This window comes from Streptomyces acidicola (assembly GCF_009377235.1).
GTDB lineage: Bacteria > Actinomycetota > Actinomycetes > Streptomycetales > Streptomycetaceae > Streptomyces > Streptomyces acidicola.
In genome coordinates this window covers 1-13,764 of the sequence record NZ_VMNX01000252.1, presented here as the reverse complement: position 1 = coordinate 13,764, position 13,764 = coordinate 1, and the positions used below count along the sequence as shown (strand labels likewise).

The following is a 13,764-nucleotide window of genomic DNA, read 5'->3' as shown; positions in this document are numbered from 1 at the left end:
GTGTTCGAGGTCGACCACGGTGCGCGCCGCATGCTCGGCCTCGGTCAGTCTGCCGGTGAGAGCCGCGGGGCATTCCGCGCCGCCCGGTGCCGCCCGCCGCACCGCCGCCTCCGCCGTCGCGCTGGCCGCGCACACCTACGCCGTCACCGCCGTCTCGCGGCACGAGGCGCACGGCGGTTCCACACTCACTCCCCTGGCCGCGCTCGGCGCGACCACCACGCTCGGACTGCTATTGACACGGACACGCGCGACCGCAGGGCACATCCCGGCATTGACGGCCGCCGCGTACGTCCGTACCGCAGCCATTCCTTGCCTGCACGCCGCCCTCAACCCGTCCCCGCCCCTCACGCAGCGCGCCGTCGGCGGCGGGATCCGCGCCATGATCCCGCTCCAGGCCGCGCTCGCCGCCCGGTCCGGGGCGAACGTCACCGCTCTCGCCGTGCTGGGGCTCGTACCCGTGGCACGCACGCTCGCACGGAAGGTGAGCCTCACATGAGCCGCCGCCGGCGACTCCGCCTCGGTTACGGCACCAACGGCCTCACCGACCTCCGTCTCGACGACGCCCTCGGACTGCTCGCGGACCTGGGCTACGACGGCGTCGGGCTCACCCTCGACCACATGCACCTCGACCCGCTCGCCTCCGATCTCGCCGCACACACCGCCCGGGTCGCCCGGCGGCTCGGCGCACTCGGTCTCACCGCGACTGTCGAAACCGGCGCTCGCTACGTGCTCGACCCGCACCGCAAGCACGGGCCGTCGCTGCTCGACCCGGACCCCGAGGGGCGTGCCGCCCGCAGCCGGCTGCTGATCACGGCGGTCAGGGTCGCGGCGGACCTCGGAGCGCACGCCGTGCACTGCTTCAGCGGCATCACGCCGCCCGGCACCGACGACGACACCGCGTGGCAGCGTCTTCAGGAGGCGCTCGCGCCCGTGCTCGACGCCGCGGCCGCCGCCGACGTGCCCATCGCGATCGAGCCCGAACCGGGCCACCTCCTCGCCACCCTCGCCGACTTCCATCACCTGCGCACCTCGCTCGGCAGCCCTCCTCCTCTCGGCTTGACCCTCGACCTCGGCCACTGCCAGTGCCTGGAGCCGGATCCGCCCGCCGAGTGCGTCCGTGCGGCCGCGCCCTGGCTGCGGCATGTGCAGATCGAGGACATGCGCCGCGGGGTGCACGAGCATCTACCGTTCGGCGACGGCGAGATCGACTTCCCGCCCGTGCTGGACGCGCTCGCCGCCACCGGCTACCAGGGCCTCACCGTCGTCGAACTGCCCCGCCACTCCCACGCCGGGCCCGAACTGGCCCGATCCTCCATCGAGTTCCTCCGGACCGCGGCCGCCACCACCACGAAGGGAGCGTCGGCAGCATGACGCAGCCCCCTCCCCGGACCCGTGACAACGTCGCCGCGGCGCTGCCCGACGACACCGCGCGCGCCTGGTTCGACGAAGCGCTGGCCGACGCCGCGTGTGCGGCACCGGCACCGCCGGCAGCCTCTTCCCCGTACCCCGCCCGTACGTGGGAGCTGTGGTTCGCCGCCGCCGGGCGGTACTGCGGCCACGGCAACGCGGATGACGTCCGTACGCTGCTGCTGGTCGAGGCCCGGGCGGGACTCGAGACCCTGACCCGGCTCTACCGGCACGGCAGTGCCGCGGAACGCCGCCCCGTGCTCCGGGCGCTGCCGGCCCTGGTCGAAGGATCACTGGCCGTACACCTCGTCGAGGACGCTCTGCGCAGCAACGACACCCGGCTCATCTCCGCCGCCGTCGGCTCGTACGCCGCCGCCCACCTCGACCCGCACGCCTGGCGTCACGCCGTCCTGAAGTGCCTGTTCACCGGCGTCCCCGTCGACGCGGTCGCGAGCTTGGCGCAGCGGGCGGCCGGCGACGGCGAACTGGCCCGCATGCTCACCGACTACGCCGCCGAGCGAACAGCCGCCGGCCGCGAAGTCCCCGACGACCTCGGTCGCGTGCTGACCCTGACGGGCGAAGAGCCCAAGGAGCTTTGATGCGTATCTTCGACCCGCACATCCATATGACGTCCCGCACCACCGACGACTACGAGGCGATGTACGCCGCCGGTGTGCGCGCCGTCGTCGAACCGTCCTTCTGGTTGGGCCAGCCCCGCACCTCGCCCTCCTCCTTCTTCGATTACTTCGACGCCCTCCTGGGCTGGGAACCCTTCCGCGCCGCCCAGTACGGCATCGCCCACCACTGCACCATCGCGCTCAACCCCAAAGAGGCCAACGACCCGCGCTGCACGCCGGTCCTGGACGCCCTGCCCCGCTACCTTGTCAAGGACGGCGTCGTCGCCGTCGGCGAGATCGGCTACGACTCCATGACACCGGCCGAGGACACCGCGCTGGCCGCCCAACTCCAGCTCGCCGCCGACCACGGCCTGCCCGCCCTCGTGCACACGCCCCACCGCGACAAGCTCGCCGGCCTGCACCGCACCGTGGACGTCGTCCGCGAGTCGAGCCTGCCCATGGAGCGGGTGCTGCTCGACCACCTCAACGAGACGACCGTCCAGCACGCGAAGGACAGCGGCTGCTGGCTCGGCTTCTCCGTCTACCCGGACACCAAGATGGACGAGGACCGCATGGTCGAGATCCTGAAGACGTACGGAACGGAGAAGGTCCTCGTCAACTCGGCCGCAGACTGGGGAAAGAGCGACCCGCTGAAGACCCGCAAGGTCGCCGACGCCATGCTCGCGGCCGGCTTCGGAGAGGACGACGTCGACCAGGTGCTGTGGCGCAACCCGGCCGCCTTCTACGGACTCAGCGGCCGTCTCCGGCTCGACGTCCCGGAGGCGGAGGGCCTGCACGAGGGCAACTCCATCCTGCGCGGGGGCGAGTAGGGCATGCGCTTCCGCCACCCCGACGGCTCCACCGTCCACCTTGCCTACTGCACCAACGTCCACCCCGCCGAAACCCTCGACGGCATCCTCGCCCAGCTCCGCGACCACTGCGAGCCGGTCCGCAAAAGCCTGGGACGCGACCGCCTGGGCATCGGCCTGTGGCTCGCCAAGGACGCCGCACGCGCACTGATCACCGACCCGGCGGCGCTGCGGGGACTGCGTGCCGAGCTGGACCGGCGCGGCCTCGAAGTCGTCACCCTGAACGGCTTTCCCTACGAGGGATTCGGCGCGGAGGAGGTCAAGTACCGCGTCTACCAGCCCGACTGGGCCGACCCCGAACGCCTCGCGTACACCACCGACCTGGCCCGGCTCCTGACGGCGCTCCTGCCGGACGACGTCACCGAGGGGACCATCTCCACCCTTCCGCTCGCCTGGCGGACCGACTTCGACGAGCGCGCCGCCGCCACCGCCGGTGCGGCCCTGACCACTCTGTCGGGGCGGCTCGACGCGCTGGAGGAGCTGACCGGCAAGTCGATCCGTATCGCCCTGGAACCGGAGCCCGGGTGCACGGTGGAGACAACCGCCGACGCGATCGGACCGCTCGGAGTCCTGCCTGGCGACCGTATCGGTGTGTGCGTCGACACGTGCCACCTCGCCACCTCCTTCGAGGACCCGGCAACGGCGCTGGCCGCGCTCGACGCGGCTGGTGTCGGTATCCCCAAGGCGCAGTTGTCGGCAGCCCTGCACGCCGAGGAACCTCGTCGGCCAGAGGTCCGCGATGCCCTCGCTGCCTTCGCCGAACCGCGCTTCCTGCACCAGACCCGCACCCTTACCGCCGCCGGACTGCGCGGCACCGACGACCTCGGCGAGGCGCTGGCCGGCGATGCCCTGCCCGACGAGGCACCCTGGCGCGCCCACTTCCACGTCCCCCTGCACGCCCCGCCCGCACCGCCGCTCACCTCGACCCTGCACGTGCTCCAGGAGGTCCTGGCCCTGCTGGTGGGAGGCGCGGAGCCGCGCACCCGTCATCTCGAGGTCGAGACCTACACCTGGCAGGCACTCCCGCCCGAGCTGCGCCCCCGCACCAGGACCCAGCTCGTCGAGGGCATCGCCGCCGAACTGACCCTCGCCCGTGACCTGTTGACGGACCTCGGCCTGAAGGAGCTGCCATGAGCCCCCGCCCCACTCCGCTCCTGGTGCTCGACGTGGTCGGCCTCACCCCCCGTCTCCTGGACCACATGCCCCGCCTCAAGGCGTTGGCGGCCTCCGGCTCGCAGGCGAACCTGTCCACCGTGCTCCCGGCCGTCACCTGCACCGCGCAGTCCACCTTCCTCACCGGCGCGCTCCCCGCAGAGCACGGCATCGTCGGCAACGGGTGGTACTTCCGCGAACTCGGCGACGTACTCCTGTGGCGCCAGCACAACGGCCTGGTCGGCGGCGACAAACTCTGGGACGCAGCCCGCCGGGCGCACCCCGGCTACACGGTTGCCAACATCTGCTGGTGGTACGCCATGGGCGCCGACACCGACTTCATCGTCACCCCCCGACCGGTCTACTACGCCGACGGCCGCAAGGAACCGGACTGCTACACCCGGCCGCCGGCCCTGCACGACGAACTCACCGCGAAACTCGGCACCTTCCCGCTCTTCCACTTCTGGGGCCCGGGCGCGGACATCGTCTCCAGCCAGTGGATCGCCGACGCGACCCGCCATGTCATGCGCACCCGTCGGCCAGACCTGACCCTGTGCTACCTGCCGCATCTCGACTACGACCTTCAGCGGTTCGGCCCCGACGACCCGCGCTCCCACCGCGCGGCCGCCGAACTTGACGACGTCATCGGCCCGTTGCTCGACGACGCCCGCGCCGAGGGCCGCACGGTTGTCGCCCTGTCCGAGTACGGCATCACCCGCGTCAGCCGACCCGTCGACATCAACCGCGTCCTGCGGCGTGCCGGGCTTCTCGAGGTCCACACCCAGGACGGCATGGAGTACCTCGACCCGATGGCGTCCCGCGCCTTCGCCGTCGCCGACCACCAGCTGGCGCACGTCTACGTCCGCCGGCCCGAGGACCTGGCAGCCACCCGCGAGGCGCTGAAGGACCTGCCGGGCATCGACGAGATCCTCGACGACGACGGCAAGAAGGCGAACGGGCTCGATCACCCGCGTTCCGGGGAACTGGTCGCGGTCGCCGCACCGGACGCCTGGTTCACGTACTACTACTGGCTCGACGACGCCCGCGCGCCCGACTTCGCCCAGCTCGTCGAGATCCACCGCAAACCCGGCTACGACCCCGTCGAGCTGTTCATGGATCCCGAAGATCCTTACGTGCGGCTCAAGGCGGCCAAGGCGGTGGCCCGCAAGAAGCTCGGCATGCGCTATCGGCTTGCCGTCGTACCCCTTGACGCCTCACCCGTAAGCGGCAGCCACGGCCGCCTCCCCACGAGCGACGAAGAAGGTCCGCTCGTCCTGGTCTCCACCCCCCGCGCAGTATCCGGCCGCGTAGCGGCCACCGAAGTGAAGTCCCTGCTCCTGCGTCTCGCCGGCCTCTCCTGAGGGCGGCAGCCTTCGGGCACCCGCAGCACCGCGACAACGAAAGAGAGAACCACTGTGACCGCGTTCAACGACGAAGCCGTCACCGGCGACGCCCTGCGCCGCGCACTCGGCGTCAGCCGCCGCCGTTTCCTCAGCACCTGCACGGCCGCCACCGCCGCGGCGGTCGCCGCCCCGGTCTTCGGTGCCGCGCCCGCCCTGGCGCAGGACAGAGCGGAAGCCGCCGGCCATGACGGTGGGCGTTCCGCTCTGGTCCCGCCGCACAAGCGCGGCATCATCCTCTACACCGTGCGTGACGCGATCGGCCGCGACCCGCTGGCCTCCGATCTGCCCTCCGGTTTCCGTGAGGTGTTCAAGCAACTGTCGCGCTTCGGCTACCGCCAGGTGGAGTTCGCCGGCTACGGCCAGCACGCCAACGCGCCGGGCGGCGCCGATCTGGGCACCGTCCAGGGCGCGAAGCTGCTGCGCTCCTGGCTCGACGAGTACGGCCTGCGGGCGCAGGGCAGCCACGGCTTCATCCCCCCGTCCTGGCCGCTGACCCCGTCCGACCTGGAGACATTCAAGCGCTACCTGGAGATCGCCAACATCCTTGGCATGGAGCACATGGGTACCGGCGGCGACCCCACAGGCACCCCCTACCGGGCCGACTGGGACCTCGCCGCGCAGAAGTGGAACACCCTGGGCGCCATCGCCCGCCGTGAAGGCATCAAGCTGTACACCCACAACCACGACAGCGCCTACGACTTCCTGCTCGACGGCGGCCCGCTCGACGCCGAGGGCCGGCCGACCCGGAGCTCCGGTATCCGGAAGCTGGAGTACTTCCTGAAGATGACGGACCGCAAGAGCGTCTATCTGGAGCTGGACGTCTTCTGGGCGCACGTGGCCCAGTACAAGTTCCACACGTACACCGCCCACGACGGCTCGCGGCGTGAGAGTGTCTTCGACCCGGCCGGACTCGTGGTCCGCAACACCAACCGCTTCCCGCTCTTCCATGCGAAGGACGGCGTGGTCAATCCGCAGAGCGGTCTGGGCTACGACATGGTGCCGTTCGGCACGGGCGACATCGACTACCGGAAGTTCTTCACCCGGGTGGGTGCGAAGAACTACCACAACCCGATGGTCGAGCAGGACACCGCACCGAGCGCGAGCGTTCCCGGTCAGTCCCTGGAGTTCGCCCGGGTCGGCTACGACAACCTCGCGGCCCTGCGCGCCCGAAACTGACGGGACGTCATGTGCAGGCCCGCCCGGCGTCCTGGCGTGGGGCGGGCCTGCCAGGTATGCCCGAAAGCACATGAAATACAAGGACAAACTTTCCTTGAAAAGATTGAAACTTTGTCCTTGACGAGTCGAAAGTGGGCGCCTTAGCGTCCAACTCATGTATGACGCCTGGCTTTTCCGCTGGCCAGACCAAAGGAGTTCTGAGTGCGCAACAGACGGATCGTCACCCTCGTGGGGGTGGCTGCGTTGGCTGGAGTCGTAGGGCTTCTGCCTCTCTCCGCAGCCCAAGCCGCCAAGTCAGATCCCGTACCGCCGGCTTCGTCGGACTTCCAGAAGGTCACCCTCAACGACCGCCCGGGCGAGCCCATGGCCCTGGCGGTCCTGCCCGACCGGCGGGTGCTGCACACGGCGCGTACCGGAGAGGTCCGCATCCACGACCCCAAGAGCGGCGTGAACTTCCTCGCCGCCGACATGAAGAAGAGCCCCGCCGGGCTCTACCAGCACGACGAAGAAGGCGTGCAGGGCATCGCCGTCGACCCCGGCTTCGCCAAGAACCACTGGGTCTACCTCTACTACTCGCCCCGCCTCGACACCCCCATGGACGACCCGGCCACCCCGGGCGTCAACGAAGGGGACGCACCGCAGTCCGGCACGGCCGAGGACTTCGCCAAGTACAAGGGCGTCACCCGGCTGTCGCGGTTCAAGCTCGCGGGCAACAAGCTCGACTACGCCACCGAGCAGAAGATCCTCGACGTGCCGGCCGACCGCGGCCTCTGCTGCCACGTCGGCGGAAAGATCGACTTCGACCACAAGGGCAACCTGTTCCTGTCGACAGGCGACGACACCAATCCGTTCTCCTCCGACGGCTACGCCCCGCTCGACGACCGACCCGACCGCAACCCGGCCTACGACGCGCGGCGCACCTCAGGCAACACCAACGACCTGCGCGGCAAGGTCCTGCGCGTCAAGGTCAAGCGCGACGGCGGCTACGCGATACCGGACGGCAACCTCTTCGCGCCGGGCACCCCGAAGACCCGCCCGGAGATCTACGCCATGGGTCTGCGCAACCCGTTCCGCTTCGGGGTGGACGACAAGACGGGCGAGGTCTACGTCGGCGACTACTCACCCGACGCCAAGAACGCCAACCCCGACCGCGGCCCCGCCGGCCAGGGGCGCTGGATGGTCATTGACCGCCCCGCCAACTACGGCTGGCCGTTCTGCGTGACTCAGGACATGCCGTACCAGGACTACGACTTCGCCACCAAGACCTCCAGCGGCGCGTTCAACTGCGCCAAGCCGGTCAACGACTCGCGGCACAACACCGGCCGGAGCGTGCTGCCCCCGGTCACGGACGCGGAGATCGTCTACGGCTACGATGCCTCCCCGACGTTCCCTGAACTCGGCACGGGCGGCATCGGCCCCATGGGCGGCCCGGCGTATCGCTACGACCAGCGGAACAAGGCCCAGAACCGCTGGCCCCAGTACTTCGACGGCAAGCCGCTCTTCTACGAGTGGACCCGCGACCAGATGAAGGCCGTCACCCTCGGCAAGAAGAACGAGGTCCAGAAGATCGAGGACGCGATCCCCTCGATCACAACGGACGGCCCGATCGACGTCGAATTCGGCCCGGACGGTGCGCTGTACGTCCTCGAGTACGGCACCGGGTACTTCGCGGAACTGCCCGAGGCCCAGCTCTCCCGCATCGACTTCACTCGGGGCAACCGCACTCCGGAGCCCAAGGTCGCCGCGGACGTGGTCAACGGCACCAGCCCGCTGACGGTCCAGCTCTCCAGCGCCGGTACGAAGGACGCCGACGGTGACGCCCTCCGCTACGCCTGGGACTTCGACGCCGACGGCACCGTGGACTCCAGGGAGGCCAACCCGAAGCACACGTTCACCAAGAACGGCGTCTACGACGCCACGCTGAAGGTCACCGACAGCACCGGGCGCTCGGCCTCCGCGTCCGTTCCCGTCGTCGTCGGCAACAAGGCACCGGTCGTCTCACTCACCACCGACCCGGCTCCGCACGGCGGCACGGCGTTCCACTGGGGTGACACGGTCACCTGGAAGGTCACCGTCACCGACGACCAGCCGGTGGACTGCTCGAAGGTCAGCGTCTCGTTCATCCTCGGCCACGACTCGCACGGCCACCCGCTGTCTACGAGTAACGGCTGCTCCGGATCGTTCGAGACGTTCGTGGACGGCGGTCACGCCGGTGCGGACAACCTGAAGGCGGTCTTCAACGCCACCTACCAGGACTCGCCCCCGGACGGCTTGCCGTCCCTCTCGGGCAGCGCCGAGGTCGCACTGACCCCGGCCGACTGACCGGCGGCGACACCGCGGCGGGGCGCCCACCCTGGGCTGCCCCGTTGCCGTGGCACTGCGACCCGATTCCCAGACGCCCACAGGCGCGATACTCCCGGGCAGTGGTGGACGTATCCGCTGCGGGCCTTACGGTTCTCCGGCCGTGAGGCCCGCAGTGTTTCGCCGCGCGGGCAGGTGTTCCATGGACCCTTCGTATCGCTACGTCACCGATTTGGACGACACCGTGGAGCACTGGCTGCCCGGAGTGGTCTCCGGCGACGGCAACGACGGCAGCAAGATCACCGTCAGGCAGCTGCTCCAGCACACCAGCGGACTGTTCGACTACACGGCGGACTTTCCCCAATTCGCCGGCAAGGCCGGCTACCAAGCCAACCGCTACACCACCTGGACCGCCGAGGCGCAGCAGCTTGCCGCCCAGGAGCGCCTGGTAGAAGCGGCTCAGATCGGCCGTCGTACTGATCATGGCGCCCGACGCACCCGCGGCCGGGCAACCCGACCGGATCGACACCGCCACTCATGCCCTCGCCGAATACATGACCGAGACCAGGCTGCGGACTTGATCGTGCGCGAGATGAGTTCGGTCTACATCAGTCGCGGACTCCGAGTTCGAATTGCTCACCGATTCACGCGGAGCCAGCGGTGTGCGCTAACGGCTCTCCTCGCTCCGCCGTCGAAGCGGACGTGATGATCACGCTGTCGATACTCTGGTGAACCCGCCAACCAGGAAAAATTGTCACGGCCCTGCTGGTCGCAGCCACTCGTTGATGGCTGCGACCAGCAGGTCCGCGCGATACCGGACGGCGAGCAAGTCGTACCTCGTGACGAACGCGCGGTGGCGCTCAGCCGGGCCGGACACCGCTGGTACGCCTCGCTGCCGGGCAATGTCACCACCGAGCCGGGACTGAGCGCCGCACTTGGCCAAGGCGTACTTCGGCGGCCACGGCGGCGGAGGAGGCGTACAGACCTGCGGGGCATGCGGCCGGCGCTCAGTCAGGCAGGGCCCGGGTGAGTACATGGAGAACGGAGTCCCCGGTAGCGGGACGGAGTTCGCCGAGCGCGTCCCAACCCCACGCCTCAAAGGCGGCGCGTGCCACCGTGTTGGCCGGGTCGAGCAGGACGACCGCCAGTTCGGCGCCGCTGGCGGACAGAAGCCTCTCCAGGAGGCGACTACCGATCCCGCGACGGTGGTGCTCCGGCAGCACCATCAGCTCGGCGAGGGCGAACACCTTCCCAGATGCGGTGAGTTCCTCGACCTCATCGGGAAGCACGCCGACGAATCCCCGCCACCACGAACCGTCACGGTGCAGCGGATACCCGTACGCCAGCCCAGCGGGTTCGTCGTCGTCGCCGTCCTCATCATCAGCCGCCACCATGTCGAAGCGCGGACGTTGGACATCCTCCGCGAGTCTGGCCAGGAACCGCTCGCGATTTCGGTATTCCTCGCCCGGGGGTTCCTCATAGGCAGCCACGTACAGGTCCGCCAGCTCTTCCCGGTCCCCGTCGGCCTGCCACCGGCTCAGCCTGCGCAAGAACACCTCGCCCATATCCATCCCCTCACCCGGAACGCCCGGCCCTCAGCCCGCGTCACCGGACCCGGACTCATTGTCGACCGGGCCACGATAACGCTCACCAGCTTCGAATGGATCAAGAAGGGGCAGCGTGCTCTGCCTGATCGGTGACTCCGGCACCGGCAAGTCGCACATGCTCATCGCGCCGGGCACCGAGGCCGCGATGCAGGGCTACGGCGTCCGCTGCACACGGGAGTCTTGCCTTGCTCCGCCTAGGTACTGTCTAGTCGGGGGGTATGGGCCGCTCAGCGCTCCACGCGCTCCACGCGCTTCAGGCCGCGCACCGCCGGGATCGTCAGCAGCAGGGCGCAGGCGACGAGCGCCATGGACGCGGACACGCACAGCAGTGGCACCGTTCCCGCGACGACCGCGAGCGGGCCCGCCAGCGCCTGCCCAACTGGCTTCATCACCAGTGAGCCGGCCGCGTCGTACGCGTGCACCCTGCCGAGGACGTCCTGCGGGATGTGCGTCTGCACGCTCGTGTGGAACATGACGATCCAGAACGCCATGCCCACGCCGCTCGCCCCGTAGCACCCGGCGATGATCGGCGCGGGAAGGCCCAGAGCGACTCCCAACGGCATGAACGCCCATAGGATCATGGAGAGGGCGCCGGCCCGGAGTGGATATCGCGGGCGGAGCCTGATCGCGACGATTCCGCCCAACACACTTCCCGCCCCTAGGGACGACATGACCAGGCCGAACGTCGATGCTCCGTAGTCGGTGACCAGCGTGCTGTTGCCGAGGGTCATGGTGGGGCCGGCGCCCGCCAGCTGCCAGAGCATAAAGACGACGATGACACTCCACAGCCATGTTCTGGCCCGGAACTCCCGCCACCCCTCGACGAGATCGGACCGGAACGACGAGGCGTCGTCCCGCGCGTCCGGGCCCATCGGGACCGAGCGGAGCAGGAGCAAGCAGGTGCCGCTGACCCCATAGGTCAAGGCGTCGAGGGCGACCACCGTTGCCGGTGAGGAGACCACCAGCAGCAGGCCGGCCAGCGACGGGCCGATCACGACGGTGACGGATTCCGAGATGCGGAGGGTGGCGTTCGCCTTCTGCACGTCCTGGGCTATACGCGGGGTGATGCTGGCGACTCCCGGCTGGAAGATTGCGCTACCTGCCCCGACCAGGGCCAGCAGCACCAGGATCTGCCACAGCTGTGGCGTACCCAGCAGGAACAGCAGCGCAAGCACCGCCTGGAAGCACAGCCGGACCGTGTCCGAGACGACCATCAGTCGTCGAGCGCCGAAGCGGTCGGACAGCACCCCACCAAAGATGATCAGCGCTGCGAACGGGGCCACGAGCGCGGCGAGCGCGTAGCCCACCCCGCTCGCCCCGTATCCAGCCCGGATCACGGCGGCCGTGATCGCGACGGGGAGCATCGCGTCGCCCAGCAGTGAGGTGGTGCGGGCGGCGAAGAACAGCCGGAAGTCCGCTGTCCACAGCGGCAGATCAGACGAGGTCTCCTTGACGTGCAGGTCACGGGCCATGTCCGGACCAGCCACCGCTCACCGCCCCACGTATGCCGTTGATCCCGACCACGGCGACACTTTCCTCCGCGGACATCCCTAGGTCAACGGAATATGTTCGACAAGCTCAGCACGTGAGCGCGTTTGAAGACACCGCCTAGCAGCTGCCGTTGGACTCCTGAAGCCCCTTGTTGGCACCGGCCGTCCGGGTCACGATGTTCGGCACGCAGCCGGTCCCATCGAGGCTGTAGGAGTAGGGGATGCTGACGGTGGTGTTGGACTTCGGGTCGGGTCCGGCGGGATTGTTCTCGCTACTGGGGCTGGACCAGGTCACGTTGTCGAAAGTGTTGCCGCTGACCTGCCAGTACCCGGCCGCGTCGGTGTAGAAGGTGCCCAGGACGTCCTTGGAGTTCTTGAAGTAGTTGTTGTCCACCTTCGCGCGGGCCCCGGCTCGGGAGTTGATACCGGAGTCGTTGAGCTTCACGTAGTAGTTGTTGTAGATGTGGGCTGTGCCGCCGCGCAGCAAGGGCGCGCGGGAGTCGATGTTCTCGTACAGGTTGTGGTGGTACGTGATGAAACCGTTTGAGAGATCGCTCTCGCTGGACCCGATGAGGCCACCGCGGCCCGAGTTGCGCAGGGTGCTGTAGGACAGGGTCACGTACTGAGTGTTGTCCTTCATGTCGAAGAGGCCGTCGAACCCTTCCGCCTCCCCACCCGACGCCTCAAGGGTGGTGTGATCGACCCAGACGTTGCGGACGTTCCTCTCCATGCCGATGGCGTCACCACCGTTGGACGTGGGCGAGCCGGACTTCTTGACATTCCGGACGGTCACGTTCCGGATGATGATGTTGCTGGCCTCGCGAATGTGGATGCCCAGCTGATCGAAGACGGCACCGCTGCCGACGCCGATGATCGTGACGTTGCTGATCTGCTTGAGCTCGATCACGCCCGCGGCGGTATTGCAGCTGTCGCCCGACACCTTGCTGGTGTTGCCGTGGTTGATGGTCCCCTCGACCTCGATGGTGATCGGGGTGCTGCTACTGGCCCGGCCGCACAGTGCGGCGTGGATCGCGGTCCCCGTGGTGGCCCGTATGGTCTGCCCGCCCGCGCCGCCGGTGGTCCCTCCGTTCTGGGTCGCGTACCCCGTGGCACTGCCGGCGGCTGCCGATGCCCCGGTCATCGGCAGAGCCACACCGGTCGCGGCCGCCAGGACCACCGTCGCCACTGCCGCATAGAGCCGTCCGACTGGTCGGATCATCCTCGCCTCACTTTTCGTCTTCGAATGGTGAGCGTCGCTCCTTCATGCCGTAGTCGTCCGCCGGGTCGGCAAGGTTGCCGCCCATGGCCGGGTCTTTGGCCCAGACAACCCGCGCTCGCCCAAGAGCTGTACGACGCTGTTCTGCAGGCGGCTGGACTGACCGAACGCGATCGCCGTGACGGAGACCGCAGGACGGTGGAGGTCACCGTGACCGATGCAGGACGTGCCAGGTTCGCCGACGCCGAGAGGGCCGCGCGTACACGGCTGCGCCGGCATCTCGTCCCTTGACTGGTCCCTCTCGGTGGTCGTCAGCCAGGATCCAGTCGTCGCAGGCACGTCCGAGGCTTTGCGGTTCTACGGCCTTCGCCGCCTCCGGTTCCGCGTAGACATGCCGGCGGCGAGCGGCCGGACAGCGGCCCGGCAAGGGAGCCCAGGACCCGCCACCACACCGCCCGCCGACCTGGCCCGCCCGGACGCGATAGGGACGTACTTGCCCCGTGTCCTGTCCTCATCGGAGGGGAGG

9 protein-coding genes and 4 pseudogenes are annotated in these 13,764 nt (G+C 69.2%); 10 read left to right on the top strand and 3 right to left on the bottom strand.

Annotated elements, in window-relative coordinates; all coding sequences use genetic code 11:
• The 9 genes and pseudogenes from FPZ41_RS38865 to FPZ41_RS49065 all read left to right on the top strand — a co-directional run.
• Window positions 1-496, top strand: a pseudogene (locus tag FPZ41_RS38865) (SCO3242 family prenyltransferase); the annotation flags it as partial.
• Window positions 493-1,371 (top strand): sugar phosphate isomerase/epimerase family protein, encoded by an 879-nt coding sequence (locus FPZ41_RS38860; RefSeq protein ID WP_152868566.1) that lies wholly within the window; start codon window positions 493-495, stop codon window positions 1,369-1,371. The pseudogene FPZ41_RS38865 and the gene FPZ41_RS38860, both read left to right, overlap by 4 nt.
• Window positions 1,368-2,006, top strand: coding sequence for an EboA domain-containing protein (locus tag FPZ41_RS38855; protein WP_152868564.1), 639 nt, complete (start codon window positions 1,368-1,370; stop codon window positions 2,004-2,006). The genes FPZ41_RS38860 and FPZ41_RS38855 overlap by 4 nt, the downstream gene beginning before the upstream one ends.
• The gene (locus tag FPZ41_RS38850) at window positions 2,006-2,854 is read left to right on the top strand and encodes a TatD family hydrolase (protein ID WP_152868562.1); all 849 of its coding nucleotides are present in this window, start codon (window positions 2,006-2,008) and stop codon (window positions 2,852-2,854) included. Before FPZ41_RS38855 ends, FPZ41_RS38850 begins: the two co-directional genes overlap by 1 nt.
• Window positions 2,855-2,857: 3 nt before the next feature.
• Window positions 2,858-4,027: a metabolite traffic protein EboE gene (eboE, locus tag FPZ41_RS38845; protein ID WP_152868560.1), complete on the top strand. Its 1,170-nt coding sequence runs from the start codon at window positions 2,858-2,860 to the stop codon at window positions 4,025-4,027.
• Complete coding sequence (locus tag FPZ41_RS38840; RefSeq protein ID WP_152868558.1) at window positions 4,024-5,406, top strand: nucleotide pyrophosphatase/phosphodiesterase family protein; 1,383 nt, start codon at window positions 4,024-4,026, stop codon at window positions 5,404-5,406. Before eboE ends, FPZ41_RS38840 begins: the two co-directional genes overlap by 4 nt.
• 54 nt (window positions 5,407-5,460) lie before the next feature.
• On the top strand, window positions 5,461-6,624 hold the full coding sequence (locus FPZ41_RS38835; protein ID WP_322621285.1) for a sugar phosphate isomerase/epimerase family protein: 1,164 nt from the start codon (window positions 5,461-5,463) through the stop codon (window positions 6,622-6,624).
• 201 nt (window positions 6,625-6,825) lie between these two features.
• The gene (locus FPZ41_RS38830; RefSeq protein ID WP_322621284.1) at window positions 6,826-8,946 is read left to right on the top strand and encodes a PQQ-dependent sugar dehydrogenase; all 2,121 of its coding nucleotides are present in this window, start codon (window positions 6,826-6,828) and stop codon (window positions 8,944-8,946) included.
• 211 nt (window positions 8,947-9,157) lie between these two features.
• A pseudogene (locus FPZ41_RS49065) lies at window positions 9,158-9,337 on the top strand (serine hydrolase); the annotation flags it as partial.
• A gap of 595 nt (window positions 9,338-9,932) precedes the next feature.
• Here the strand turns inward: FPZ41_RS49065 and FPZ41_RS38820 are convergent.
• Window positions 9,933-10,490 carry a GNAT family N-acetyltransferase gene (locus tag FPZ41_RS38820; RefSeq protein ID WP_194236373.1) on the bottom strand — a complete coding sequence of 186 codons (558 nt, stop codon included), beginning with the start codon at window positions 10,488-10,490 and terminating at the stop codon, window positions 9,933-9,935.
• 60 nt (window positions 10,491-10,550) lie between these two features.
• On the opposite strand from FPZ41_RS38820, the pseudogene FPZ41_RS50040 reads away from it, so the two are divergent.
• A pseudogene (locus tag FPZ41_RS50040) lies at window positions 10,551-10,704 on the top strand (ATP-binding protein); the annotation flags it as partial.
• 55 nt (window positions 10,705-10,759) lie between these two features.
• Here FPZ41_RS50040 and FPZ41_RS38810 read toward each other — a convergent pair.
• Window positions 10,760-12,004, bottom strand: a complete 1,245-nt coding sequence (locus FPZ41_RS38810) for an MFS transporter (RefSeq protein WP_152868553.1) — start codon at window positions 12,002-12,004, stop codon at window positions 10,760-10,762.
• Window positions 12,005-12,143: 139 nt separating this feature from the next.
• A pseudogene (locus FPZ41_RS38805) lies at window positions 12,144-13,241 on the bottom strand (pectate lyase family protein); the annotation flags it as partial.
• Window positions 13,242-13,764: the final 523 nt, after the last annotated feature.

Excerpts from the sequence above, each read along its gene's own strand:
- FPZ41_RS38840 (WP_152868558.1), top strand. The coding sequence starts at position 4,024 with ATGAGCCCCCGCCCCACTCCGCTCCTGGTGCTCGACGTGGTCGGCCTC.
- FPZ41_RS38850 (WP_152868562.1), top strand. The coding sequence starts at position 2,006 with ATGCGTATCTTCGACCCGCACATCCATATGACGTCCCGCACCACCGAC.
- FPZ41_RS38820 (WP_194236373.1), bottom strand. The coding sequence starts at position 10,490 with ATGGGCGAGGTGTTCTTGCGCAGGCTGAGCCGGTGGCAGGCCGACGGG.
- FPZ41_RS38855 (WP_152868564.1), top strand. The coding sequence starts at position 1,368 with ATGACGCAGCCCCCTCCCCGGACCCGTGACAACGTCGCCGCGGCGCTG.
- FPZ41_RS38810 (WP_152868553.1), bottom strand. The coding sequence starts at position 12,004 with ATGGCCCGTGACCTGCACGTCAAGGAGACCTCGTCTGATCTGCCGCTG.
- eboE (WP_152868560.1), top strand. The coding sequence starts at position 2,858 with ATGCGCTTCCGCCACCCCGACGGCTCCACCGTCCACCTTGCCTACTGC.
- FPZ41_RS38860 (WP_152868566.1), top strand. The coding sequence starts at position 493 with ATGAGCCGCCGCCGGCGACTCCGCCTCGGTTACGGCACCAACGGCCTC.